The sequence below is a fragment of the Nocardia sp. NPDC004573 genome (genome assembly GCF_053602135.1).
This window is the reverse complement of record NZ_JBSGDA010000006.1, coordinates 330,689-353,035: the sequence shown is the minus strand read 5'-3', so window position 1 is coordinate 353,035 and position 22,347 is coordinate 330,689. Positions and strand designations below refer to the sequence as shown.

26 protein-coding genes and 4 tRNA genes are annotated in these 22,347 nt (G+C 67.0%); 7 read left to right on the top strand and 23 right to left on the bottom strand.

The features are described from left to right. Nucleotides 1–29: 29 nt before the first annotated feature. The 19 genes from ACWEKR_RS13320 to ACWEKR_RS13230 form a co-directional block, all read right to left on the bottom strand. Nucleotides 30–1,040 carry an MCE family protein gene (locus ACWEKR_RS13320; RefSeq protein ID WP_228829280.1) on the bottom strand — a complete coding sequence of 337 codons (1,011 nt, stop codon included), beginning with the start codon at nt 1,038–1,040 and terminating at the stop codon, nt 30–32. Continuing rightward, entirely contained in the window at nt 1,040–2,116 is a 1,077-nt protein-coding gene (locus ACWEKR_RS13315; RefSeq protein ID WP_195084064.1) for an MCE family protein, read from the bottom strand. The genes ACWEKR_RS13320 and ACWEKR_RS13315 overlap by 1 nt, the downstream gene beginning before the upstream one ends. Next, entirely contained in the window at nt 2,113–3,462 is a 1,350-nt protein-coding gene (locus ACWEKR_RS13310) for an MCE family protein (RefSeq protein WP_195084065.1), read from the bottom strand. The genes ACWEKR_RS13315 and ACWEKR_RS13310 overlap by 4 nt, the downstream gene beginning before the upstream one ends. Continuing rightward, nucleotides 3,459–4,322 (bottom strand): MlaE family ABC transporter permease, encoded by an 864-nt coding sequence (locus ACWEKR_RS13305; protein ID WP_452354675.1) that lies wholly within the window; start codon nt 4,320–4,322, stop codon nt 3,459–3,461. The genes ACWEKR_RS13310 and ACWEKR_RS13305 overlap by 4 nt, the downstream gene beginning before the upstream one ends. Before the next feature lie 3 nt (nt 4,323–4,325). After that, a complete protein-coding gene (locus ACWEKR_RS13300; protein WP_228829281.1) occupies nt 4,326–5,033 on the bottom strand; it encodes an MlaE family ABC transporter permease in 708 nt (235 codons plus the stop codon). Nucleotides 5,034–5,131: 98 nt separating this feature from the next. Beyond that, the gene (locus tag ACWEKR_RS13295; protein WP_195084067.1) at nt 5,132–6,208 is read right to left on the bottom strand and encodes an ABC transporter ATP-binding protein; all 1,077 of its coding nucleotides are present in this window, start codon (nt 6,206–6,208) and stop codon (nt 5,132–5,134) included. Between the two features lie 237 nt (nt 6,209–6,445). Beyond that, nucleotides 6,446–6,826 (bottom strand): 50S ribosomal protein L7/L12, encoded by a 381-nt coding sequence (gene rplL / locus ACWEKR_RS13290; protein ID WP_043733084.1) that lies wholly within the window; start codon nt 6,824–6,826, stop codon nt 6,446–6,448. A gap of 55 nt (nt 6,827–6,881) precedes the next feature. Next, nucleotides 6,882–7,421: a 50S ribosomal protein L10 gene (gene rplJ, locus ACWEKR_RS13285; protein WP_452354674.1), complete on the bottom strand. Its 540-nt coding sequence runs from the start codon at nt 7,419–7,421 to the stop codon at nt 6,882–6,884. Between the two features lie 423 nt (nt 7,422–7,844). Then, nucleotides 7,845–8,384 carry an NADPH-dependent FMN reductase gene (locus ACWEKR_RS13280; protein WP_452354673.1) on the bottom strand — a complete coding sequence of 180 codons (540 nt, stop codon included), beginning with the start codon at nt 8,382–8,384 and terminating at the stop codon, nt 7,845–7,847. A gap of 99 nt (nt 8,385–8,483) precedes the next feature. Next, nucleotides 8,484–9,197 carry a 50S ribosomal protein L1 gene (gene rplA / locus ACWEKR_RS13275; RefSeq protein ID WP_063017222.1) on the bottom strand — a complete coding sequence of 238 codons (714 nt, stop codon included), beginning with the start codon at nt 9,195–9,197 and terminating at the stop codon, nt 8,484–8,486. Between the two features lie 147 nt (nt 9,198–9,344). Beyond that, nucleotides 9,345–9,779 (bottom strand): 50S ribosomal protein L11, encoded by a 435-nt coding sequence (gene rplK / locus ACWEKR_RS13270; RefSeq protein WP_040783829.1) that lies wholly within the window; start codon nt 9,777–9,779, stop codon nt 9,345–9,347. A gap of 97 nt (nt 9,780–9,876) precedes the next feature. Continuing rightward, on the bottom strand, nt 9,877–10,665 hold the full coding sequence (nusG, locus tag ACWEKR_RS13265; RefSeq protein WP_195084477.1) for a transcription termination/antitermination protein NusG: 789 nt from the start codon (nt 10,663–10,665) through the stop codon (nt 9,877–9,879). Between the two features lie 119 nt (nt 10,666–10,784). Further along, nucleotides 10,785–11,183: a preprotein translocase subunit SecE gene (gene secE, locus ACWEKR_RS13260; RefSeq protein ID WP_195084071.1), complete on the bottom strand. Its 399-nt coding sequence runs from the start codon at nt 11,181–11,183 to the stop codon at nt 10,785–10,787. A gap of 108 nt (nt 11,184–11,291) precedes the next feature. Further along, a tRNA-Trp gene (locus tag ACWEKR_RS13255) sits at nt 11,292–11,364 on the bottom strand. Nucleotides 11,365–11,586: 222 nt separating this feature from the next. Beyond that, complete coding sequence (locus ACWEKR_RS13250) at nt 11,587–12,654, bottom strand: fused (3R)-hydroxyacyl-ACP dehydratase subunits HadA/HadB (RefSeq protein WP_452354697.1); 1,068 nt, start codon at nt 12,652–12,654, stop codon at nt 11,587–11,589. Nucleotides 12,655–12,838: 184 nt separating this feature from the next. Continuing rightward, on the bottom strand, nt 12,839–13,009 hold the full coding sequence (gene rpmG / locus ACWEKR_RS13245) for a 50S ribosomal protein L33 (protein ID WP_011211653.1): 171 nt from the start codon (nt 13,007–13,009) through the stop codon (nt 12,839–12,841). 42 nt (nt 13,010–13,051) lie between these two features. Further along, nucleotides 13,052–13,127, bottom strand: a tRNA-Met gene (locus ACWEKR_RS13240). 76 nt (nt 13,128–13,203) lie between these two features. Beyond that, nucleotides 13,204–13,276: transfer RNA gene (locus tag ACWEKR_RS13235), tRNA-Thr, on the bottom strand. Between the two features lie 617 nt (nt 13,277–13,893). After that, nucleotides 13,894–13,976, bottom strand: a tRNA-Tyr gene (locus ACWEKR_RS13230). Nucleotides 13,977–14,150: 174 nt separating this feature from the next. Here ACWEKR_RS13230 and ACWEKR_RS13225 point away from each other — a divergent pair. Then, nucleotides 14,151–14,642: a YajQ family cyclic di-GMP-binding protein gene (locus ACWEKR_RS13225; protein ID WP_039802015.1), complete on the top strand. Its 492-nt coding sequence runs from the start codon at nt 14,151–14,153 to the stop codon at nt 14,640–14,642. A gap of 60 nt (nt 14,643–14,702) precedes the next feature. On the opposite strand, the gene ACWEKR_RS13220 is transcribed toward ACWEKR_RS13225, so the two are convergent. After that, nucleotides 14,703–14,924 (bottom strand): nitroreductase/quinone reductase family protein, encoded by a 222-nt coding sequence (locus ACWEKR_RS13220; protein ID WP_452354672.1) that lies wholly within the window; start codon nt 14,922–14,924, stop codon nt 14,703–14,705. Nucleotides 14,925–15,058: 134 nt separating this feature from the next. Between ACWEKR_RS13220 and ACWEKR_RS13215 the strand changes: the two genes are divergently transcribed. Next, complete coding sequence (locus tag ACWEKR_RS13215; RefSeq protein ID WP_452354671.1) at nt 15,059–15,523, top strand: MarR family winged helix-turn-helix transcriptional regulator; 465 nt, start codon at nt 15,059–15,061, stop codon at nt 15,521–15,523. Nucleotides 15,524–15,535: 12 nt separating this feature from the next. Here the strand turns inward: ACWEKR_RS13215 and htpX are convergent, their stop codons facing one another. Next, complete coding sequence (htpX, locus tag ACWEKR_RS13210; RefSeq protein ID WP_195084073.1) at nt 15,536–16,417, bottom strand: zinc metalloprotease HtpX; 882 nt, start codon at nt 16,415–16,417, stop codon at nt 15,536–15,538. Between the two features lie 94 nt (nt 16,418–16,511). Next, nucleotides 16,512–17,543, bottom strand: coding sequence for a polyprenyl synthetase family protein (locus ACWEKR_RS13205; RefSeq protein WP_452354696.1), 1,032 nt, complete (start codon nt 17,541–17,543; stop codon nt 16,512–16,514). A gap of 223 nt (nt 17,544–17,766) precedes the next feature. Between ACWEKR_RS13205 and ACWEKR_RS13200 the strand changes: the two genes are divergently transcribed. The 3 genes from ACWEKR_RS13200 to ACWEKR_RS13190 are packed head-to-tail and all read left to right on the top strand — an operon-like array spanning nt 17,767 to nt 19,973. Further along, on the top strand, nt 17,767–19,035 hold the full coding sequence (locus ACWEKR_RS13200) for a geranylgeranyl reductase family protein (protein ID WP_452354670.1): 1,269 nt from the start codon (nt 17,767–17,769) through the stop codon (nt 19,033–19,035). Nucleotides 19,036–19,049: 14 nt separating this feature from the next. After that, nucleotides 19,050–19,478 carry a helix-turn-helix transcriptional regulator gene (locus ACWEKR_RS13195; RefSeq protein WP_452354669.1) on the top strand — a complete coding sequence of 143 codons (429 nt, stop codon included), beginning with the start codon at nt 19,050–19,052 and terminating at the stop codon, nt 19,476–19,478. 57 nt (nt 19,479–19,535) lie between these two features. Further along, nucleotides 19,536–19,973 (top strand): VOC family protein, encoded by a 438-nt coding sequence (locus ACWEKR_RS13190; RefSeq protein WP_195084076.1) that lies wholly within the window; start codon nt 19,536–19,538, stop codon nt 19,971–19,973. Nucleotides 19,974–20,014: 41 nt separating this feature from the next. Here ACWEKR_RS13190 and ACWEKR_RS13185 read toward each other — a convergent pair whose 3' ends face one another. Next, nucleotides 20,015–20,521 carry a DUF2505 domain-containing protein gene (locus tag ACWEKR_RS13185; RefSeq protein ID WP_452354668.1) on the bottom strand — a complete coding sequence of 169 codons (507 nt, stop codon included), beginning with the start codon at nt 20,519–20,521 and terminating at the stop codon, nt 20,015–20,017. A 39-nt stretch (nt 20,522–20,560) separates the two neighbouring features. Between ACWEKR_RS13185 and ACWEKR_RS13180 the strand changes: the two genes are divergently transcribed. Further along, complete coding sequence (locus tag ACWEKR_RS13180; RefSeq protein ID WP_159841714.1) at nt 20,561–21,031, top strand: DUF3592 domain-containing protein; 471 nt, start codon at nt 20,561–20,563, stop codon at nt 21,029–21,031. 110 nt (nt 21,032–21,141) lie between these two features. After that, entirely contained in the window at nt 21,142–22,284 is a 1,143-nt protein-coding gene (locus ACWEKR_RS13175) for a glycosyltransferase family 4 protein (protein WP_452354667.1), read from the top strand. Nucleotides 22,285–22,347: the final 63 nt, after the last annotated feature.

Here is a 22,347-nt window from a genome sequence, read left to right as displayed (position 1 = left end):
CCGGATCGCTACGCCAGTTGTCCGCCACGTCAGTTACCTCCCAAGGTGCGGATCGGCTGACGGTAGCCGGGGATTTCGGGCAGTGCGGGCGGCAGCACGTTGACGATCACCGCGTCGAACCAGCGTCCGGTGCCCAGCACGCTGGCATACAGGCTGTAGAACGGCGCCGCGAGTTCGAGCGTCTTGGAGATGTTCTGCTGGTTGGCGTTGAGCAGATCGATGGCGGCGCGCAGATTCGTCAGCGCGGGCCCGATCTGCTGCTCGTTGTCGTGCACGAGCGCGCTCAGCTCCGCCGATACCGTCCTCGCGCCCGACAGCAGCTGCTTGATGGACTGCTGCCGGATGTTCAGCTCGGCCAGCAGCTGACCGCCGTTGCCGAGCAGCCGCTCGAACTGCGCGTTGCGGTCGGCCAGGATCTGGGTGGTCTGCCTGGTCGCGGCGAACAGCTTCTTCAGCTCCTGATCGCGCTTGGCCAGCGTCTCCGACAGCCGGGCCACACCGTCGATGGACCCGCGGATCTCCGGCGGCGTCGTCTCGAACGCCTCCGATAGCACCTGCATGCTCTTGGCCAGCTGCGTGGTGTCGATCTGATCGATGGTGCGCGCGGCATCGGTGAACGCGTCCACCACGTCGTACGGGGACACCGTGCGCGAGAGCGGGATCCGCGAACTCGGCGTGGCCGGTTTCGAACCCCTCGGGTCGAGCGCGAGGTACTTCTGTCCGAGCAGCGTCTTGATCTGGATCGACGCGGTGGTCTCGTTGCCGATCCAGGTGTCCTTGGTGCGGAAGTCCACGAGCACCCGGTCACCGTCGAGCCGGACGTCGGAGACCGAGCCGACCTTGACGCCCGCCACCCGGACTTCGTTGCCCTTCTTCAGACCCGCCGCCTCGCTGAATTCCGCGGTGTACTTGGTCCCGGCCCCGATGATCGGCAGCCGATCCAGGAAGAAAGCAGACATCGTCACCAACAGCACGACGGCGATGCCGAGCGCGCCCAGGAACGCCGGGCTGCGCTTGCCGAGCAGAATGCGGTCGTCCATCAGCGAGCCTTCCCATGGCAGCGCGGCGCGGCGTTGGTGTACAACGGCTGGTTGATCGTCGGCAGGCCGGCGGGCAGGTTGAGCTGCGGCGCCTCGACGGCGCCCGGGCCGACCACGATATCGATGCCGCACAGGTAGAACTGGAACCAAGAGCCGTAACTCGCGGCGCGCCCCAGCTTCTCCATCTTCAGCGGAAGGTTGTACAGCGCCTCGTTCACCTCGTCCTCACGCTCGTCGAGCGTGCCGGTCAGCTGGCTCAGACCCGCGATCGACCCTTGCAGCGTCGGACGCACCGGGACGAGCAGGTCCGAGGTCGCCGACGTCAGGTTCGCCAGCGAGGTCACCGAGCGCCCGATCGTGTCGCGTTCGGCGTTGAGGCCGCTGATCAGCGCCTCGGTGTTCACGATCAACTGATCGAATTGGTCGTCGCGCTGGTTGACGGTGTCCAGCACGGCGGTCAGGTTGCGGGTCAGCTCACCGATCACCGCGTCCTTGTCCGCGATCTTGTTGGTCAAGTTCGCGGTGGTCGCGACCAGATCGCGGATGGTGCCCTGCTCGCCCTGGAAGACCTGGATGATCTCGAAGGACAGCTTGTTCACATCCTCGGCGGTCAACGTCCGGAACAGCGGCCGGAAGCCGTTGAACAGCGTGGTCAGGTTCAGCGCGGGCCTGGTGCGCTCCAGCGGGATGGTGCCGCCCTTGTTCAGCTTGCGGCCCTGCTCCCCGGTCCCCTGCTCCAGCGCGATGTAGCGCTGGCCGACCAGGTTGCGGTACTTGATCGTCGCGGTGGTCGAGGCGGGCAGCCAGTCGCGGTCGGTGAGGTCGAATTTCACCTCGGCCAGCCGCTTGTCCACGATCGAGACGTCGGTGACCTTGCCGACCCGGACGCCCGCGATGCGGACCTCGTCGCCGGGGTTGAGCGCGGTGACGTCGGTGAATCTGGCCTTGAACCCGGTACCGCCGCCGCCGTAGTTCGCGATGGACAGCGCGAGAACGGTGGTGACGAACAGGGTCACCACGACGAAGATGATCAGCTTGGTCAGCGGACCGCCCAAGCCGCGCAGATGCTGCTTCATCGCACGCTCACCTCGCTTCCGCGGAACGCGGGCGCGCCGGCCCTGGTCACCCAGCCGGGCACCTGATCCGGGGCGACGCCGTTGGCCGCGCCGTAGATCGCGCCGAGCGACTGCTGTTCCATGGGGGAACCGGCGATCGTCGGCATCTTGCTCGCCGGATGGACGCCGAACTGCGGCGGCTCCAAGTGGCCGGTCTGCTGGTCACCGGGGTTGCGGCTGGGCACGGCGTAGGAGCCGTCGTTGTTCGGGCCGCCGGTGTACTGGCCGGGGTCGACGCCCAGCGGCATCTCGGGGATGCACCACGGCCCCCGGGTGTCCAGCCAGCGCGGTTCGTCTTGGTTGGGCAGATATTTGCCGCGGGTGTTGGTCAGTTCGATGGTCACCCGTGAGCCGGGCAGGTCGGTGCCTTTGCCGAAGATCCGGTCGATGCGTGGCTTCAGCTGCGCGAAGTTCGCCAGCGCGCAGGCGTAGTTCGGCGAGTAGTAGGCCAGCTGCTCCAGCGCGGGCCGGGAGTCGGCGGCCACGTCGACGATGTTGTCGCGATTGGCGATCAGGAAATCGGTGGTGGTGGCCGAGGTCGGCGTCAACGTCGCGTAGAGGACGTCGATGTCGGTGCGCCGCTGCACGATCGTGGCGTTGGTCGTGCGCAGGTTGTCCAGAGCCTGGATCAGCTGCGGCGCCGCGTCGGAGTAGGTGGCCGCCACCTCGGCGAAACTGCGCAGATCGGCCTGCAGGTCCGGAAGCACGACGTTGACCTGGCGGAAGGCGTCGTCCAGCTTGTCCACGGTCTCACCGAGCGCGAAGCCCTGACCGGCGAGCGCCTGCGACAGCGCGCCCAGCGTGGCCGCGAGATCCTGCGGCGGGATGGCCTGCAGCAACGGCAACAGGTCGTCGAGCAGTTTGCTCAACTCGATGGCGTTGCCGCTGACGTCCTGGTGCAGCGTCAGGCCGTCGGTGAGATGCTGCGGGCTCGGGTTCTCCGGGATCACCAGATCCACGTAGCGCTCACCGAACAACGTCTTGGGCAGCAGGCGCGCGGTCGCGTTGGCCGGGATCTGCTGCGCCTTGTCCGGATCGATGGCCAGGTCCAAGGTCACCTCCCCGCCCTCGGAACTGCTCGAGCGCACCTCGCCGACGGTGATGCCGCGGACCTTCACGTCCGCGTTGCGGGTCAGCGCGTTGCCAACACTGTCGGTGATCAGATCGACGTGCACTGTCTTCACGAACTGCTTGTTGTAGATCGCGACGGTGGTCCAGAGGAACAGCGCGACCACGACGAAGAAAGCGATGCCGAGCGCTCGGGTTCGCAGCTTCGCGGTCGAGCGCCAGGCCTGCGTGCGGCTCATCCGGCCACCCGCACCGTGGTGGTGGTGCCCCAGATCGCGAGGCTGAGGAAGAAGTCGAGCACGTTCACCAGGACGATCGCGGCGCGGACCGCGCGGCCGACCGCGACGCCGACGCCCGCGGGGCCGCCGGTGGCGTGGAACCCGTAATAGCAGTGCACCATGATGATCACGAACGCGAAGACCAGCACCTTGAGGAACGAATAGAGCACGTCCTCCGGTGGCAGGAACAAACTGAAGTAGTGGTCGTAGGACCCGCTGGATTGGCCGTTGAACCAGATGCTGATCGACCGCGACGCAAGGAACGTGCCGAGCAGCCCGACGATGTAGAGCGGGATCACCGCGAGGAATCCGGCGATCACCCGGCTGGTCACCAGGAACGGCACGCCGGGCACCGCCATCACCTCGAGCGCGTCGATCTCCTCGGAGATCCGCATAGCGCCCAGCTGCGCGGTGAAACCGCAACCGACCGTGGCGGACAGGGCGAGCGCGGCGACCAGCGGAGCGATCTCGCGAGTGTTGATGTAGGCGGTGAGGAAGCCGGTGAGCACCGAGCTGCCGAGCGCGTCGAGGGCCTTGAAGCCCTGCAGACCGACGACGACGCCGACGGAGCCGGACATGAACACGATGACGCCGATGGTGCCGCCGATCACCGCGAGCGCGCCGGTGCCGAAGGTGACCTCGGCGAGCAACCGCATGACTTCCTTGCGGTAGTGCACCGCGGTCCGCGGGATCCACGCGATGGCCCGCGTGTAGAACGACATCTGCTCGCCCGCGCGATCGATGACGTTGAGCGGCATACGAGCGATTTCACCCACCCGGCGCATGGACTTGGCGACCGGGGTCCGGTACGACGTGGCCATCCGTCAGGCACCCTTGGCCGGGACGACCTGTAGGTACACCAGGGTCAGGATGAGGTTCACGAAGAACAGCACCATGAACGTGATCACCACGGATTGGTTCACCGCGTCACCGACTCCTTTCGGGCCCCCCTTGGGATGCAGCCCCTTGTACGCGGCGATGACGCCGGCGAGCAGGCCGAACACCGCCGCCTTGATCTCACCGATCCACAGGTCCGGCAGCTGGGCGAGGGCGGAGAACGACGCCAGGTAGGCGCCGGGGGTGCCGCCTTGCAGCAACACGTTGAAGAAGTACCCCCCGGCGATGCCGACCACCGATACCAGACCGTTGAGCAGCAGTGCGACCAGCATCATGCCGAGTACGCGCGGCACCACCAGCTTTCGCACCGGGTCGATGCCGAGCACTTCCATCGCGTCGATCTCCTCGCGGATGGTGCGCGAGCCTAGATCGGCGGCCACCGCCGAACCGGCCGCGCCCGCGATGATCAGCGCGGTCACGACGGGGGCGGCCTGCTGGACGGTTGCCAGCACACTGGTCGCGCCCGTGAAGGACTCCGCGCCCAGCTGCTTGATCAACGAGCCGGTCTGCAATGCGACGACCGCGCCGAACGGAATCGCGACCAACGCGCTGGGCAGGATCGAGACACTCGCGATGAACCACGACTGCTCGATGAACTCCCGCCACTCGAACGGGCGACGGAATGTCTTCCGCATAACGTCGATGAGCAGCGCAAATATATTGCCGGCCTGGGCAAACCCCGACTCCAGGGGAGTTCGCAATCGCGCCAGGGTCGAATTCACGATCGCAGATGTTACCCGTTAGTTGCGTTGTGCCGCACGGTGGTGTCGTACGCGCCGCCTTGATAATTAGCCAGGTCGCCGCTGTTGTACGCCATCACCTGCGTGTCGTCGTTTTCGGCAAGTGATTCGCGGATCGCGACCTGCGCCGCGTGCGGCAGCGTGTGCATGATTTCGCGGACGCGCTCCTTACGCCGCAAGACCGCTTGGCGCACCGGCATACCCGGGGTCGCGCGCATCTGCGGGATGATCCCTTCGACCTCCTCCGCGCCGCCGTGGTGATGCCCGGCGTCCACGAGCGCCTGCTCGCGCGCCATCTGCGCCTCGTCCTTCTCCTCGGACATGCCGATCGGGCCGATCATGCGGCCGTTGAGGAACTGCTTCACCACCGGCTCCTCGGAGGTGAGCAGCACCTCGCGCGGGCCGAACATGACCAGCTGGCGGCGGAACAGCATGCCGATGTTGTCCGGGACCGTGCGCGCGAGGTTGATGTTGTGCGTGACGATCAGGATCGTGGCGTCGATCTGCGCGTTGATGTCGATCAGCAGCTGCGACAGGTACGAGGTGCGCACCGGGTCCAGGCCGGAGTCGGGCTCGTCGACGAGGATGATCTGCGGATCCAGCACCAGGGCGCGGGCCAGCCCGGCGCGCTTGCGCATACCACCGGAGATCTCGCCGGGCAGCTTGCCCTCGGCCCCGAGCAGACCGGTGAGCTCCAGTTTCTCCATGACGATCTTCTTGATCTCGGATTCGCTCTTCTTGGTGTGCTCGCGCAACGGGAAGGCCACGTTGTCGAACAGGTTCATCGAACCGAACAGCGCGCCGTCCTGGAACAGCACGCCGAAGAGCTTGCGGATCTCGTAGAGCTCCTTGTTGGAGCAGGTGGTGATGTCGGTGCCGTCGATGAAGATGGAGCCGCGTTCGGGGCGCAGAAGTCCGATCAGCGACTTCAGGAAGACCGACTTACCGGTACCCGACGGGCCCAGCAGCGCACTGACCTCGCCCGAGGGCAACGTCAGAGACACATCCTGCCAAATTCGCTGGGAACCGAAAGACTTGGTTACACTCTCGGTCCTGACCTCGACGCCCACGCCAACCTCCACAATTCTCAGCGAGCTGCCCACCGGCGAACCGCGCGCTCGGTCATCACGGTGCGTCACGTGTGGGTTCGGTCACTGTAACTCATGAGCGAGACGGGGCACACCCCTACCTGACTGCGGAGTAACTCCGCAATCCTTTTGGTATCAGCAATAGCGGCGAGATAGCCGGAAAACGCAAACGGGCGGCCCCACAAAGGGGACCGCCCGTTCGGCGTGTTCGGTCGTGAATTACTTGACCGAGACCTTGGCGCCGGCCTCTTCCAGCTTCGCCTTGGCGGCCTCGGCGGCCTCCTTGGCGACCTTCTCCAGGATCGGCTTCGGAGCGCTCTCGACGAGGTCCTTGGCCTCCTTAAGGCCCAGGCCGGAGACGATCTCGCGGACCACCTTGATGACCTGGATCTTCTTGTCGCCGGCACCCTCGAGGACGACGTCGAACTCGTCCTGCTCCTCGGCGGCCTCGGCCGGAGCGGCGGCACCGCCGACGGCGGCCACGGCGACCGGAGCGGCCGCGGTGACCTCGAACTTCTCCTCGAACTTCTTCACGAAGTCCGACAGCTCGAGCAGGGTCATGTTGCCGAAGGTCTCGAGCAGTTCGTCAACGTTGGCCATTGTTGTTTTCCTTTCGGTAGTTGCTGTCTATGCGGGCGAGTCGTGCCGCACGGAATTACTCGGCGGCAGTTGCGCCTTCGTCGGCCTGCTTCTTCTCCTGCAGCGCGGCGGCCAGGCGGGCCACCTGCGAGGCGGGAGCGTTGAACAGACCGGCGGCCTTGGTGAGGTTGCCCTTGAGCGCGCCCGCCAGCTTGGCCAGCAGCACCTCGCGGGTCTCCAGGTCGGCGATCCGCTCGACCTCGGACACGGACAGCGGAGCGCCGTCCATGTAGCCGCCCTTGATGATGAGCGCCTTGTTGTCCTTCGCGAAGGTCTTCAGGGCCTTGGCCGCGTTGACCGGCTCACCCGTGATGAAGGTGATCGCGGTCGGCCCGACGAACAGGTCGTCGAGGCCTTCCACGCCCGCCTCGGCGGCGGCACGCTTGACCAGGGTGTTCTTGGCGACGGAGTACGTGGCGTCGGCGCCGAGCGCGCGCCGCAGCTCGGTGAGCTTGCCGACCGACAGGCCACGGTATTCCGTGACGACGGTGGCCGTCGAGCTCTTGAACTGCTCCGCGATCTCCTCGACCGCGGTGACCTTCTCGGGTTTTGCCATACTTCGCCTCCTCTCTGATTGGTCGGTTCGTATACGCGAACTACCGATCAGGGGCCGGCGACAAAACAAACGCCCCGAACGCAGAGCGTTCCGGGGCGCAACAGAAAATCGATCCGGAGCATGCCCGGATCAATTCCCAGCCTCGGCTCTCCCTGCGTGGGCCGCCGGCAATGTCGCCGGACCTTCGACCGAACCCATACGGGATCGGCGACCAACGGTCTTCGGTAGAACGGATTGGGTAGCGATCGAACTCGTCGATAACCGACCTCCAATGTACCCGGAGGGATTCCCCTCTGCCAAAACGGGGCACGGCACATTGCCGGACCGCAACCGTCCGGCCGTCGAATCGTTGTGTGGCGATTGATATTTACGCTACGGCCGCTCGACCCACCGAGCGGAAAGAGGCTTCGGCGGTGACGTTTCTCACGATATCGCGGTCTCGGCATGCCGGACGAGTTCGCGCAGCACCCTCACGGCGCCGGACCGGAATCCGGCGTCGGCGACCAATCCGTCCGGGCCGACGTCCTCACGCAGCATCGGCAACCGCCTGCAGGCATCGGAAACGATGTCGGCTCCGACATAGCCGAGCACGCTGCGCAGTGTCGCGGTCGCGCCGTCACCGCGCCCGGGGACCGCGACGGTGATCCAGGCGACCGGTTTGCCGTAGAGATCGCCCGCGCCGACCGTCCAGTCCAACAGGTTCTTCAGGCTGCCCGGCAAGGTGCCCGCGTATTCGGGTGTGCAGAACAGCACGGCGGTGGCGCGCGAAAGTTGTTCGCGGAGTGCGAGAACCGAAGGATGAGCGGTGCCGTCGTCGTCCGGGTCGAAGGCGGGCAAGTCGACGAGACCCTCGTACCGGACGGTCTCGACACCCGCGGGGGCGATGGCCGAGACGGTCCGCAGGGCGGCCGAGTTGGTGGAGGCGGCGCGAGTGCTGCCGGAGATCAACAGAACGACGGTCACATCGAACCGCAACCACGTCGCCGCGCGGATTAGTCCGCGAACGCGTGACGGCGGGAACGCATTACGCGTTCCCGCCGTCACGGTCGGCTCAGCCGCTGCTTACGCGTCCTCGTCGAGGAGGTTGCGGGTGCGGTTCGGGTCCACCGGGATGCCCGGTCCGGTGTTCGTCGAGACCGTCACCTTCTTGACGTAGCGGCCCTTGGCGGTCGACGGCTTGGCCCGCAGGATCTCGTCCAGCGCGGCGCCGTAGTTCTCCACCAGCTTGCTGTCGTCGAAAGACGCCTTGCCGATGACGAAGTGCAGGTTGGCCTGCTTGTCGACGCGGAAGTTGATCTTACCGCCCTTGATGTCGTTGACGGCCTTGGTCACGTCGGTGGTGACCGTGCCCGTCTTCGGGTTCGGCATCAGGCCGCGCGGGCCGAGAACACGCGCGATCCGGCCGACCTTGGCCATCTGGTCCGGGGTGGCGATCGCGGCGTCGAAGTCCAGCCAGCCGCCCTGGATCCGCTCGATCAGGTCCTCGGCGCCGACGGCGTCCGCACCGGCGGCCTCGGCCTCGGCAGCCTTCTCGCCCGCGGCGAACACGATGACGCGCGCGGTCTTACCGGTGCCGTGCGGCAGGTTGACCGTGCCGCGGACCATCTGGTCGGCCTTGCGGGGATCCACACCCAGACGCACGGCGACCTCGACGGTCGCGTCGGTCTTGGTGGTGGCGGTCTCCTTCGCCAGGCGCGCGGCGGCCAGCGGGGAGTAGAGCTTGGTGCGATCGACCTTCTCGGCCGCGGCGAGGTACGCCTTGCTTCGTTTTGCCATGATTCTCTGTCCTGTTCGATGGGCGGCACTCCCGGGGCTCTGCGTGGTCACGCAGGCTTCCGCCTCCGAGCCCGTCGCTCGCGCCGCATTGGTAGTTCAGACGTGGTTATCGGGCCTGGCCGGCCCTCCCACAGGGAGCGATTCCGCTCAGCCTTCGATGGTGATGCCCATCGAACGCGCGGTACCCGCGATGATCTTGGCTGCCTGATCGAGGTCGTTGGCGTTCAGATCTTCCTGCTTGGTCTTGGCGATCTCGCGCACCTGGTCCATGGTCACCTTGGCGACCTTGTTGCGATGCGGCTCGGCCGAGCCCTTCTGCACGCCTGCGGCCTTGAGCAGCAGCTTGGCGGCGGGCGGGGTCTTCAGCTTGAAGTCGAACGACCGGTCCTCGTACACCGAGATCTCGACCGGGATGACGTTGCCACGCTGCGACTCGGTCGCGGCGTTGTACGCCTTGCAGAACTCCATGATGTTGACGCCGTGCTGACCGAGCGCGGGGCCGACCGGAGGGGCCGGGTTCGCCTGGCCGGCCTGGATCTGAAGCTTGATGATCCCGGCGAGCTTCTTCTTCTTGGGGGGCATCTTTCTTTCCTAGGTGTTTGGTGTCCCTTGCTCTTTGCAAGTCTGGTGACTCGACCCGCGGCACGGGTCGACTCATCCCGTCGTCGACGGAACGGATCTAGATCTTCGCGACCTGAGTGAACGCCAGCTCGACCGGAGTCTCGCGGCCGAAGATCGACACGAGCACCTTGAGCTTCTGCTGTTCGGCGTTGACCTCGGAGATGCTGGCGGGCAGCGTGGCGAACGGACCGTCCATCACGGTCACCGACTCGCCGACCTCGAAGTCGACCTCGATGACCGGCTTCGGCGCGACCTCGCCGCCCGCGGTCTCGGTGGTCGCCGCCGCGGCCGCCGCGGCGGGCTTCTTCTGCTGCTGCGCGGCCGGGACGAGGAACTTCACCACGTCGTCGATGGACAGCGGCGACGGGCGCGAGGTGGCGCCGACGAAACCGGTGACGCCGGGCGTGTTGCGCACCGCGCCCCACGACTCGTCGTTGAGTTCCATGCGGACCAGGATGTAACCGGGCAGCACCTTGCGGTTGACGTGCTTGCGCTGCCCGTTCTTGATCTCGGTGACCTCTTCGGTGGGCACCTCGACCTGGAAGATGTAGTCCTCCAGGTCCAGGTTCTGCACGCGGGTCTCGAGGTTGGCCTTCACCTTGTTCTCGTAGCCGGCGTAGGAGTGGATGACGTACCACTCGCCGGGGGCGCGCCGCAGCGCTGCCTTCATCTCGGCGACCGGATCGGCGGGCTCGGCATCGATCGGGGCGGCAGGGGCGGACTCAGCGGGCTCCGATTCCTCGACCGCGGGCTCGTCGGTCGCGAACTCCTCGACGGAGTCGGTGGGCTCGGCCACCGCGTCGTCGGCCGGGAACTTGTCGTGTGTGTCGTTCTCCGGGGTGCTCACTGGGGCACTCGCTTCCTGTGTCGTCACGTACATCCTCTGCGTGCCGGGCCGGGCGCGCGGCGGCATCACTGCCACCCGTGTCCGCCCCGGGATCGGCTACCGGCGTCGGCGTAGTTCAGCTAGCCGAACAGCCAGTTGACACCCTTGATGAACGCCAGATCCAACCCGCTGATGAACGCGACCATGAAAATCACGAACACCAGAACAACGCTCGTATAGGTGACCATCTGCTTCCGGTTGGGCCAGATCACCTTGCGCAGTTCCGCGATGACCTCACGCAGGAACTTGATCAAACGCTTGAACGGATTACCCGACTTCTTGCGTTCGGCCCGATCGGTCGCCTTGGTTGCCTTCCGCGACGGACGGTCGAGCGTGGCGATAGCGCCGGTGTCGACCTGTGAGGATCCAGCGCGGGTCCGCCGGGCGGATCGCTTTCCGCTCGGTCGTGTCGCTGCGGCGGTGCCATCGCCTTCGTCGGCGGCATGTGCGCCGCGGCGAGTGTCCCGCTCGTCGCTCACGCCTTCTCCTCGCTCCGTTTGGTGCCGTCGTGCGCGATGCGCGCTGTGCCAATGGCTCGCTCGCTACGCTCGCTCACGTCGATCCTCTCTCGTCGCTGGCATCCAGGGCAGGGGCGACAGGACTTGAACCTGCAACCTGCGGTTTTGGAGACCGCTGCTCTGCCAGTTGAGCTACGCCCCTTCGGTTGGACGATGTGGGCTGTCCAACCACTGTTCCGATATTCAGTTGTGTCCTGGTGTCACACAACACGCGCGCCGCTCCGGCAGTTGCCGGCCCCGTGGGCGATCCACACGGACCGCCTGGAACCAGCCCCTCAGAGCAGCGCGCAGCGGCTGGCGACCCCAGAAACCTGAGTGTACGTTACCGTGCGCGCCATTAGCCAATCCGGGTCGCTGTCCCTGGTCAGGCGAGCTGCACCGTCGCGGTGGCGCGGCCGAAGATCTTCTTCCCCGCCGCCTTCGCCACGATGGCCACGACCGCGGTCCGGTTCTCCGGATCGACCGACTTCACCTTACCGGTGTACTCGATTTCGGCCGCCTCCTCGGAGCCCACGTAGACCGGGCTGGTGAAGCGGACGTTGTACTCCTTGATCGCGCCGGGGTCGCCGAGCCACGAGGTGACGAATCCGCCGCCGAGACCCATGGTCAGCATGCCGTGCGCGACGACGTTCTCCAGGCCGACCAGCTTGACGACCTCGTCGCTCCAGTGGATCGGGTTGGCATCGCCGGAGACGCCCGCGTAGTTCACCAGGTCGCCGCGGGTGAGCCGGACGATGCGCGCGGGCAGCTCGTCGCCGACCGAGACGTCCTCGAACCGGATGGCGTGCTTCGTGCGCACCCCTTCCGCGGGCGGTACGACCGGCGCAGGCGCCTCGGTCACCGCGAGCGACGTGCGCGGGTGGTGCCCCGGCGCGTCCTCGCCGATGCCGTGCATGAGCACGTTGCGGACGGCGGCGTTGAGGTTCGGGTCGATGTCGCCGCCGCTGCGGCCGACGAGCGTGGTGTAGGTGGTGAGCACCAGTTCGTCGTTCTGCGCGGTGACGATGTTCTTGGTCACGATGATGTCGCCGCCGAAGGCCTGCCGGAACGAATGCAGGTGGACATCGCAGGTGAGCTGGTCGCCGACCCGGATCGGGCGATGGAATTCCAGGATCTGGTCGGTCTGCATGATCTGGCTGAGGTCGTAGCCGGTGACGACCTCTTCGAACAATTTGCGCTGCGCGAGAATCCCGACCAGGGAGATGAAGGTGACCGGCGCGAGCAGGTTGTCGTACCCGTACTCCTGCGCCGCGTCCTCGTCCCAGTGCACCGGGTGGTAGTCCTGCACGGCGCGGGCGTATTCACGCACCTTCTCGCGGCCGACCTCGTAGTAGTCGTCGACGCGGTAGTGGTGACCGACCATCGCCGCGGCGTTCGCCGCGGGGTCGAGCGCCTCGCCCGTCTGGACCGCTTCGTCTGTACCGGTGTTGATTGTCACGGGAGGACTGTACCTATCTGACCCCGTCACCCGGAGTCTGCGGAGCGCTCACCTACCGCACCCACACCGTGAAAATGCGTCAGGGCCGGACAGTTGTCCGGCCCTCGCGGTGCCACGGCCCGAGATACCGGGAGGCGACTCCCGGCGTTAGTCCACGCGGTAGTTCACGCGTGGAGGACTAGCGGGATTCGCGATGCGCCCGGTGTGTGCCGCAGTTCGGGCAGAACTTCTTCAGCTCCAGACGATCCGGGTCGTTGCGCCGGTTCTTCTTGGTGATGTAGTTGCGGTGCTTGCACTGCTCGCAGGCCAAGGTGATCTTTGGCCGGACATCGGTGGACTTCGCGGCCACGATATGCCTTCTTTCCGGTACCTGATGGGCTTGTATCGGTTGTGGTAGCGATGGCCGGACTTGAACCGGCGACACAACGATTATGAGTCGTTTGCTCTACCGACTGAGCTACACCGCCACGGCGTCGCATTGCCATGGTGCCGAGCCCGCACTACGGGAGCGATGCCGAGTCGGTCACCACCGGCAATCCGGCGAGCCCCCTAACGGAATCGAACCGTTGACCTTTTCCTTACCATGGAAACGCTCTGCCGACTGAGCTAAGGGGGCATGACTACTTCCGCACCGAGCCTCGAACGCTCGACCCCAGCGCGGTGAAGTCTTGAACGAGGTTACACACTCACCGGTCTCAGCACCAAACCGCGTGGTCAGAGCAATATTTTCCGGCGCTCAGCCCGGAACTTTCGCAGTTTCAGGGCTGCCTATACCCGGGATTCGCCGCTCGCGACCACGCGATTATCGAACGCGTAGGGTGGCTGCCCTCGAACACGAACATGGCCGCTCGAGCGATCACGCCACACGAGAGCACCAAAAAGCGATTCATCCCGGTAGGCATAGCGATGTCTCGACGAATGGAGCCCGTCGAAGCCATCGAGATGATGCTACGGCCCGCCGACGAACCCCGATCACTCGTTGAACGAAGCGATCGACGCGACGCGGAAGGATGGAGCAGTGTTGGGCTGCGCTCGGGCGCAACCGGGAGAGATCGCAAATGTCAGTCGGTCGCCCACAAGACAACGCAACAGACGTGACCGAAGCAACCGCCGAAGGGGGGTCCGGGGGGCGAAGCCCCGCCGGGCGGGGGGTGGGGGTTGCACCCCCACAAGACAGACAAAGTGAGCCCTGTACGCGCTTTTTGCGTACAGGGCTCACTCAGCGAACGACGGTGGCAGGTGTAGGATTCGAACCTACGTAGGCTTTCACCGACAGATTTACAGTCTGCTCCCATTGGCCGCTCGGGCAACCTGCCGTTCGCGCATTGTTTCGCGCGCTGAGCAGAATACATCGAACCCGCACCCTGAATGCAAACCGGCTGGCTATCGGCACTGCGACGCGACTACCCTCGGGTCTCCGGGTAGAACTGACGGCGGCTGGAAGCATCGGGTTCAGCTCACCCGTCGGACCGTCAGAACAGGAGCACAGCGTGGCTGATTCGTCTTTCGATGTTGTGAGCAAGGTCGACCGGCAGGAGGTCGACAACGCTCTGCATCAGGCGGAGAAGGAGCTCAACACCCGCTACGACTTCCGCGGCACCGGCGCGTCGATCGAATGGTCCGGCGAGGACAAGATCGTGCTCACCGCGGAGGCGGAGGAGCGTGTGAAGGCCGCGCTGGAGGTGTTCAAGGAGAAGCTGATCCGCCGCGACATCTCGCTGAAGGCGTTCGACGCGGGCGAGCCGGTCTCCTCCGGCAAGGTGTACAAGATCACCGGTTCACTGGTGCAGGGCATCGACTCCGAGCACGCGAAGAAGATCTCCAAGAAGATCCGGGACGAGGGCCCCAAGGGCGTGAAGGCGCAGATTCAAGGCGATGAGCTGCGGGTGAGCAGCAAGAAGCGCGATGATCTGCAGGCCGTCATCGCCCTGCTGAAGGGCGAGGATTTCGGCATAGCGCTGCAGTTCGTCAACTACCGCTGACCGCCGGCCGAAGCGCGGCGGGATCGGTCGCGTTCAGCGGTGTCCACGAGGGTCTGCTTCTCATAGGTGAAGTGGGTCTCCAATCCGGTCGCGAGGCGGTCGAAATTCCGTGCGGTAGACGACCGGCACCGTGTGGTCGCGTCCGGTTCTCGCGCCGACGGTGGTGAGCAGGAGCAGCGGCGCTCGCTCGAACATTCCGCCGACGCGGCCCGCGTTCGCGCGGAACTCCGCGATGATCGCCTGGTTGAACTCGTTCGGCCCACTGCGCTCCGGATCGGTCATGTCCGACACCCTTCCGCGGTACGACCGCAGCCGCCGCAGCCGCCGCGGCCGCTGGTTACAGCCTGATCAGAAGACAGGGTTTTGCTTTGCAAGCAAAATTGTTTTGTAGACACAGGTGTGGGAAGGCGGTCGGGGTGTCAACCGAGGAGCGGCCGGGACTCGGCGTGGACGAAGGCATCCGCACGTTGCTGCTGCTGATGCCGCGCGTGGTGGGACGGGCCAAGAAACTGGGTGCCCCGAAGGAGCTGGAGTCGTTTTCGCTGGCGCGTCGGCACCTGTCGCTGCTGGCCAATCTGGTGTTCGACGGACCGACCACGGTGACGGATCTGGCCGCCCGGCTGGAGGTGGCGCCGACGACGGTGAGTCTGATGGTCGGCGAACTCAGCAAGCAGGGTGTGCTCGAACGCGGCGCGGACCCGGACGACCGCAGACGCACCATAGTCGCCATCGCACCGGCGCACGAGCAAGCCGTGCACAAATGGCTCGGGCGCAGCGCTCGCGCCTGGCGCACGGTGCTCGAGCCGCTCACCGCGCAGCAGCGGCAGCTGTTCGTCGAGACGTTTCGCGCCTACGAAGACCAGCTGGCCATGGAGGATTGAGCGCCCGGGGACTCAGTACCGGCGCGGGCCGCCCGCCATCTCCTCGAGCCGGGCGATGCGTTCGTTCATCGACGGATGCGTGGAGAACCAGCGCGCGACCCGCTCACCCGCGCGGAACGGATTGGCGATCATCAGGTGCGACTGCGACGCCAGCCGCGGCTCGGGCGGAAGCGGGGCGGCCTGCACGCCGCGTTCGATCTTCCGTAGCGCGGACGCCAGCGCCAGCGGATCACCGGTCAGCTCGGCGCCGGACTGGTCGGCCTGGAATTCGCGCGAACGCGAGACGGCCAACTTGATCAGCGTCGCGGCGATCGGGCCGAGCAGCGACACCAGCAGCACGGCCAGCACGTTCGGACCCTCGCCGTTGCGATTGCCGCCGAACATGGACAGGTACATGGCCAGGTTCGCCACGCCGGAGATGACCGCCGCGAGCGCACCCGCGATCGAGGAGATGAGGATGTCGCGGTTGTAGACGTGCGAGAGCTCGTGACCGAGCACGGCCCGCAATTCCCGCTCGTCGAGGAGCTGCAAGATGCCGCTGGTGCAACAGACCGCGGCGTGGCGTGGACTGCGTCCGGTGGCGAAGGCGTTGGGCGCGTTCGTCGGGCTGATGTACAGCCGGGGCATCGGCTGCCGCGCGATGGTGGCCAGCTCCCGCACGATCCGGTACATGACCGGGGCCTCCAACTCGCTGACCGGCTGCGCGTGCATGGCCTTCAGCGCGATCTTGTCGCTGTTGAAGTACGCGTAGGCATTCATGCCCACCGCGAGCAGGATCGCGACGACGAGGATCGTCGGGTTGCGGAACAACGCGCCGATCACCACGATCAGGGCCGACAGGCCCACCATCAGCCCGAAGGTCTTCAGCCCGTTCGCAAACCCGTGCCCGTGCATACGTCTCCCTTGCCGCTCCCCCGTTCACCGAGTCGCCTTACAGCAGATAAACGATAGAAGCCCCAGGCAAAGTTCCGGTGCATCCGCGCCGCGCTCACCCCACGCGTTCGATGGTGTAGCGGACCAGCCGTTCGAGCGCGTCGTTGGCGGGACCGCCGGGCAGGGCGGACAGCTCGGCGTAGGCGAGGTCGGCGTAGCCCTGCAATTTCTCCTTGGCCAGCGTCATGCCGCGCGAGTCGGCGAGCAGGGCGAGCGCCTCGTCCACCTCGTCGTCGGTCTCCAGCGGACGGGCCAGCAGTTTGCGCAGACGATCGCCGTCGGCGCCCTCCTCGCGCAGCGCGTACAGCACCGGCAAGGTGTGTACGCCTTCGCGCAGGTCGGTGCCGGGAGTCTTGCCGGACTGCTCGGAGGCGGAGGAGATGTCGATGATGTCGTCGGAGATCTGGAAGGCGGTGCCGACCGCGTCACCGAGGCGGGCCAGACGCTCGACGTGCTCGGGGTCCGCCCCCGAGAAGGTGCCGCCGAAGCGGCCGGAAGCGGCGATCAGCGATCCGGTCTTCTCCCACACCACGCGCAGGTAGTGCTCGACCGGGTCCTGCGACTCCCGCGCGCCCATGGTCTCGCGCATCTGACCGGTGACCAGTTCGGCGAAGGTCTCGGCGATGATGCGCACCGCGTCGGGGCCGAGGGTGGAGGTCAGCCGGGACGCGTGCGCGAACAGGTAATCGCCCGCCAGGATGGCGATGTTGTTGCCCCACCGCGAGTTGACACTCGGAGCGCCGCGGCGCATGGGGGCCTCGTCCATGACGTCGTCGTGGTACAGCGTGGCCAGGTGCACGAGCTCGACGACGGTGCCCGCCGTGATCAGCGCGGGATCGGCGGGGCGTGGGCCGAGCTGCCCGGTGAGGATGGTGAAGAGCGGGCGGAAGCGCTTGCCGCCGGCCTTGGCCAAGTGCAGGGCGGCCTCCTGGAGGAATTCCGCACCGTCGGAGAGCTCCTCGACCAGGAGTTTCTCGACTCCCGCCAGGCCGTTGCGCACGGTGTCGGCCAGCACGCTGTCACCGAGGTCGACTCCGGCCACGACCGTGCTCGCGTCGCTCCCGGCTCCGCCGTGCGTCGTGTCCATGATTCGCTCGCTCCGCTCGCTCATGGCCGATGTGCTCATTTCTTCTCCCAGCGATGCGTTCGACCCCACGGTAGAGAACCTAGCGTGTCCCGGTCGGATGGCCCATGAACACCGTCACTCTGTGGTGGATCGACCACGATCGCGGCGCGTCGGCGGTGATCGTCCACGACGCGAGCGCGACCGCCGTCGACATGGGTGCGACGGCCCTGCGAGTATGGAGCGCATGGGTGCACCGGAAGCGAGTCCCGCGAGCGACGAGGACGCGTTGCCCAGCCGCGCCGAGGTGCTGGTCGTCGGCGCGGGCCCGGCCGGATCGGCGTCGGCGGCCTGGGCGGCTCGGGCGGGACGGGACGTGCTGCTCATCGATTCCGCGGTCTTTCCCAGGGACAAGACCTGCGGTGACGGGCTCACTCCGCGCGCGACCGCGGAACTGGAGCAGCTCGGTCTCGGCGAGTGGGTGCGCGCGCACATCGTCAACCACGGCCTCCGGATGACCGGCTTCGGCCGCGAGGCGCTGCTGAGCTGGCCGGGCGGTTCCTTCCCGACGTACGGAAGCGCGGTTCCGCGTACCGAACTCGACGACAAACTGCGTGAGACGGCGGTGAAGTCCGGCGCGCGCATGGTGGACGGCACGAAAGTGGTCGATGTCACCCGCGAGGACGACCGGGTCACGGGCGTGACCGTGCGGACCGCCGACGGCACCCGGACGATCTCGTGCCGGACGCTGGTGGTCGCCGACGGGGTGCGTTCACCGATCGGGCGGCTGCTCGGCCGCGTCTGGCATCGGCGATACGCCTACGGCACCGCGGCGCGGGCCTACATCCGGTCCGGCCGCAGCGACGATCAGTGGATCACCTCGCACCTGGAGTTGCGCGATGCCTCCGGCGAGCTGGTTCCCGGCTACGGCTGGGTGTTCCCGCTCGGCAACGGCGAGGTGAACATCGGTGTCGGGTCGCTGGCGACGGAACGCAGGCCCTCGCATATCGCGTTGAAGCCGCTGCTGGCGCACTACACCGCGCTGCGCAGGGAGGAATGGCAGTTCGAGGGCTCGCTGCGCGCGGTGGCCTCGGCCCTGCTGCCGATGGGCGGGGCGGTGTCGAACGTCGCGGGACGCAACTGGGTGCTCATCGGTGATGCCGCCGGATGTGTGAACCCGCTCAACGGCGAAGGCATCGATTACGGCTTGGAAGGCGGTCACATGCTGGCCGACCTGCTGGACGAACCCGACCTCGGCGCGATCTGGCCGCAGGTGCTGCGTGCCCGCTACGGGCGCACGTTCTCGGTCGCCCGGCGGATCGCGGGCCTGGCCACGCATCCGCGCATGGTGCCGCTGGGCGGCCCTCCCGTGCTGCGCTCGAAGTACTTGCAGCGCACGGCCGTCCGGGTGATGGGCAATCTGGTGACCGACGAGGACGTCGACCTGACCGCGCGGGCCTGGCGGATGGCGGGGCGGGCGTCGCTGCGCTTCGACGAGCGTCCGCCGTTCGCCTAGGCACGGGAGGCGCGATGAGCGGACGACGAGCCCGCGGATTGCCCGCGCTGTCTCTGCTGCCGCATCTGCGCCGCGCCAAGGACCTGGCCGACCGGCACTACGCCGACCCGCTTAATCTGGACGGGCTAGCGGCGGCCGCCGGGGTGTCGAAATACCACTTCCTGCGCGCGTTCTCCGCCGTCTACGGCCTCACCCCGGCCGCGTATCTGGCCGAGCGGCGCATCGAACGCGCCCAGGACCTGCTGCGCGCGACCAATCTCACCGTCACCGAGGTGTGCATGCTGGTCGGCTACAGCAGCCTCGGCTCGTTCAGCAGCAAGTTCCGGCAGCTGGTCGGCGTCACGCCGTCGGAGTACCAGGCGAAGTTCGCCGACGGCGCGCCGCGCATTCCCGGCTGTTTCGTCTTCATGCACGGGCTCTCCGACCGCGAACCGCGCGGCTGAGCAACAGCGCAATTTCGGAGAAGCCGGTGCCGGGGCGGCCGCCATAGCCTGGCCCGCATGACGACGATTACGAATGTTTCCCTGGTTACGGTGTACGTCACGGACCAAACCGCCGCGAAGGAGTGGTACGTCGACAAGCTCGGGTTCGTCGAGACCAGCGACATCACGATGGGCGACAACGGTTTCCGCTGGGTCACCGTCGCGCATCCCGCGCACCCGGAACTGGAGATCACCCTGATGCTCCCGGGTCCGCCGCTGGACGAGAACTACGCCGACGCCGTCCGGCGCGCGCTGGCCAACGGCACACACGGCTCCCTCGGCCTGCGGACGGAGAACTGCCAGAAGACCTTCGAGGAACTCACCGCCAAGGGCGTGGAGTTCGTCCAGCCGCCCGCCGAACGGCCCTACGGCACCGAGGCGATCGTCCGGGACAATTCCGGGAACTGGCTGGTTCTGGTCGAGCCGAAGGCGTACTCACCGCAAGATTTCGCGTAGGCCCGGCGGCGTTGCCCCGGCCGGGCCGGGGCAACGCGCGTTCAGGCGGTCGGCTTCGCCGACAGCCACTCCTCGATGAATTTGCGCTCGCTGTTGAGCACCCGATGATGCAACTGCTCGGCGAGCGGCTCGATCGCGCCGCCGACCACGGGCACCTTCACCTGCACGGTGCCCGCCACCTCGATCTCGGATCCCTCCGCGGTGGAACGGATTTCGTAGGACCCGGACATCGCGGTGTTGATGCCGCCGGTGGTGGCCTCGAAGGTGCCTTTGGCGACCTCGCCGACCAGCGCCTGCCAGTTGTCGGTGCGGGAGAAGGTGAGGTCGCTCTTGAGCACCTTGCGGACCAGCGTGGGTACCTTGTCCTGCGCGGCCTTTTCGGTCATATGGATGCGAATGGTGCCCGCGCCGTCCGGGTGCGACAGCTCCAGCGTCGCGGTCGGCGCGTCGGCGAAGCGGGCCCGCCAGACGTCGTCGGTGGTGAGTGCCCGGTGGAGATCTTCGACCGGGACGGTATATGGCACGGTGAAGCTGAATTTTCGGGACATGGCCGCCACCGTAGCCGAGCCGGTCGGTAGCCTGTGGCGGTGTCGGAAACCAGCCAGTCTCGAGGGCGGCCGATCCGCCTGCGACGGGCGAGGATCGGGGTGCTGATCGCCGCGACGGCGGTGAGCGTGCTCGTCGGGCTGCTGGTGCTGGCCGCGTGGCGCAACGACTACCTGATCAGCTCGGACAAGGGCAGTACCACGGCCGAAGTGCTCTCGGCGGGGCGGTTGCGCTCGGCGGTCATGTACGTCACACCGGACGGCGAAACACACAATCCCAAGGTCGGCGTGCTGTACCCGACCAACCTGACCGCGGGTGAGCGGATCCGGGTGGAATACAGCCGCAGCGACCCCGACCTGGTGCGCGTGGAAGGCCGCGACGTGCGCGTCGCGATTCCGCCCGCGTTGTCGGTCATCGTGGTGGTGTGGCTGCTCGCGCTGCCCACGCTGTGGCTGCTCTCCCGCCGGAGCCGAGGTGCCGAGCCGGTGGCTCGCCCCGCGCCTCAGGCCTGACCTCCCGGCGCCGGGCGAAGACCGGCGGCGCTCCGACAGTTCGCCGGATCTTTCCGTGCGCTTCACTTCGGTGTGGCGGCGCGGCGCGGTGTACCGGTCAAGCTGAGGACGTGCGTGTAGCGATCGTCGCGGAGTCGTTCCTGCCGAATATGAACGGCGTCGTCAACTCCGTGCTGCGGGTGCTGGAGCACTTGGACCAGCACGGGCACGACGCGCTGATCATCGCGCCCGACACCCCGAGGGGTCAGCCCGCGGCTCCGCGCGAGTACCAGCGTTTCCCGGTCCATCGGGTGCCCGCGGTCATGGTGCCGAAGATCAGTTCGCTGCCGGTCGGGCTGCCGCAGCCGGGCATCGTCTCGGCCATCGAGGGCTTCGATGCCGACGTGGTGCACCTGGCCTCGCCGTTCCTGCTCGGCGCAGGCGGTCTGGGTGCGGCGCTGCGGCTGGATCTGCCCACCGTCGCGGTGTATCAGACCGACGTCGCCGGCTTCGCCAAGAGCTACGGACTGGGGCTGACCGGTCGTGCCGCATGGGGTTGGACCCGGCGTATCCACGAGGGAGCCACGCGGACGCTAGCGCCGTCCCGGGCGGCTGCCGAGGATCTGGCCCGGCACGGCATCCCGCGCGTGCACCGCTGGGGACGTGGTGTCGACACCGCGCGTTTCACGCCGAGCGCCCGCTCCGCCGAGCTGCGCGACGCCTGGCTCGCGGGCCGGGACCGGCTGCTGGTCGGCTTCGTCGGGCGGCTCGCGCCGGAGAAGCACGTCGAGCGGCTGGCGGTGCTGGGCGCCGACCCCGATGTCCAGCTGGTGATCGTCGGCGACGGACCGGAACGCCGACGGCTCGGGCGACTGATGCCGACCGCGGTGTTCACCGGCGAACTCGGCGGCGACGAGCTGGCGCGGGCATACGCCAGCTTGGACGTGATGGTGCACGCGGGGGAGCACGAGACGTTCTGCCAGGGCGTGCAGGAGGCCTTGGCGTCGGGTGTCCCGGTGATCGGCCCCGACGCGGGCGGTCCGCGCGACCTGATCGCCCACTGCCGCAACGGCTACCTGCTTCCGGTGGATCGCTTCGGCGAGTTGCTGCCCAGCGCCATCGGGGCGCTGCACGATTCGCAGCTGCGTGACCGCTTCGCCGGAGCGGCCAGGAAGTCGGTGCTGTCGCGGACCTGGCCCGCCATCTGCGCCCAGCTGATCGGCCATTACGCCGAAGTGACCGGCTCACGGATTCGGTTGCCGCATACGGCCTGAGGCCGCTCGGGCGTGACGGAAGTATCCACGCGCCGCGCTCGGTTCGTAACAGACCGCGAGTTA

What these genes read in the sequence shown, in the direction of transcription:
- ACWEKR_RS13320 (WP_228829280.1), bottom strand. Translation starts at nt 1,040, where the DNA reads ATGGACGACCGCATTCTGCTCGGCAAGCGCAGCCCGGCGTTCCTGGGC.
- ACWEKR_RS13310 (WP_195084065.1), bottom strand. Translation starts at nt 3,462, where the DNA reads ATGAGCCGCACGCAGGCCTGGCGCTCGACCGCGAAGCTGCGAACCCGA.
- ACWEKR_RS13195 (WP_452354669.1), top strand. Translation starts at nt 19,050, where the DNA reads ATGAGCGGACGACGAGCCCGCGGATTGCCCGCGCTGTCTCTGCTGCCG.
- ACWEKR_RS13205 (WP_452354696.1), bottom strand. Translation starts at nt 17,543, where the DNA reads ATGGACACGACGCACGGCGGAGCCGGGAGCGACGCGAGCACGGTCGTG.
- ACWEKR_RS13185 (WP_452354668.1), bottom strand. Translation starts at nt 20,521, where the DNA reads ATGTCCCGAAAATTCAGCTTCACCGTGCCATATACCGTCCCGGTCGAA.
- ACWEKR_RS13220 (WP_452354672.1), bottom strand. Translation starts at nt 14,924, where the DNA reads ATGACCGATCCGGAGCGCAGTGGGCCGAACGAGTTCAACCAGGCGATC.
- ACWEKR_RS13190 (WP_195084076.1), top strand. Translation starts at nt 19,536, where the DNA reads ATGACGACGATTACGAATGTTTCCCTGGTTACGGTGTACGTCACGGAC.
- htpX (WP_195084073.1), bottom strand. Translation starts at nt 16,417, where the DNA reads ATGCACGGGCACGGGTTTGCGAACGGGCTGAAGACCTTCGGGCTGATG.
- rplA (WP_063017222.1), bottom strand. Translation starts at nt 9,197, where the DNA reads ATGGCAAAACGAAGCAAGGCGTACCTCGCCGCGGCCGAGAAGGTCGAT.
- rplL (WP_043733084.1), bottom strand. Translation starts at nt 6,826, where the DNA reads ATGGCCAACGTTGACGAACTGCTCGAGACCTTCGGCAACATGACCCTG.
- rplJ (WP_452354674.1), bottom strand. Translation starts at nt 7,421, where the DNA reads ATGGCAAAACCCGAGAAGGTCACCGCGGTCGAGGAGATCGCGGAGCAG.
- ACWEKR_RS13305 (WP_452354675.1), bottom strand. Translation starts at nt 4,322, where the DNA reads ATGGCCACGTCGTACCGGACCCCGGTCGCCAAGTCCATGCGCCGGGTG.
- rplK (WP_040783829.1), bottom strand. Translation starts at nt 9,779, where the DNA reads ATGCCCCCCAAGAAGAAGAAGCTCGCCGGGATCATCAAGCTTCAGATC.
- ACWEKR_RS13200 (WP_452354670.1), top strand. Translation starts at nt 17,767, where the DNA reads ATGGGTGCACCGGAAGCGAGTCCCGCGAGCGACGAGGACGCGTTGCCC.
- ACWEKR_RS13315 (WP_195084064.1), bottom strand. Translation starts at nt 2,116, where the DNA reads ATGAAGCAGCATCTGCGCGGCTTGGGCGGTCCGCTGACCAAGCTGATC.
- ACWEKR_RS13300 (WP_228829281.1), bottom strand. Translation starts at nt 5,033, where the DNA reads ATGCGGAAGACATTCCGTCGCCCGTTCGAGTGGCGGGAGTTCATCGAG.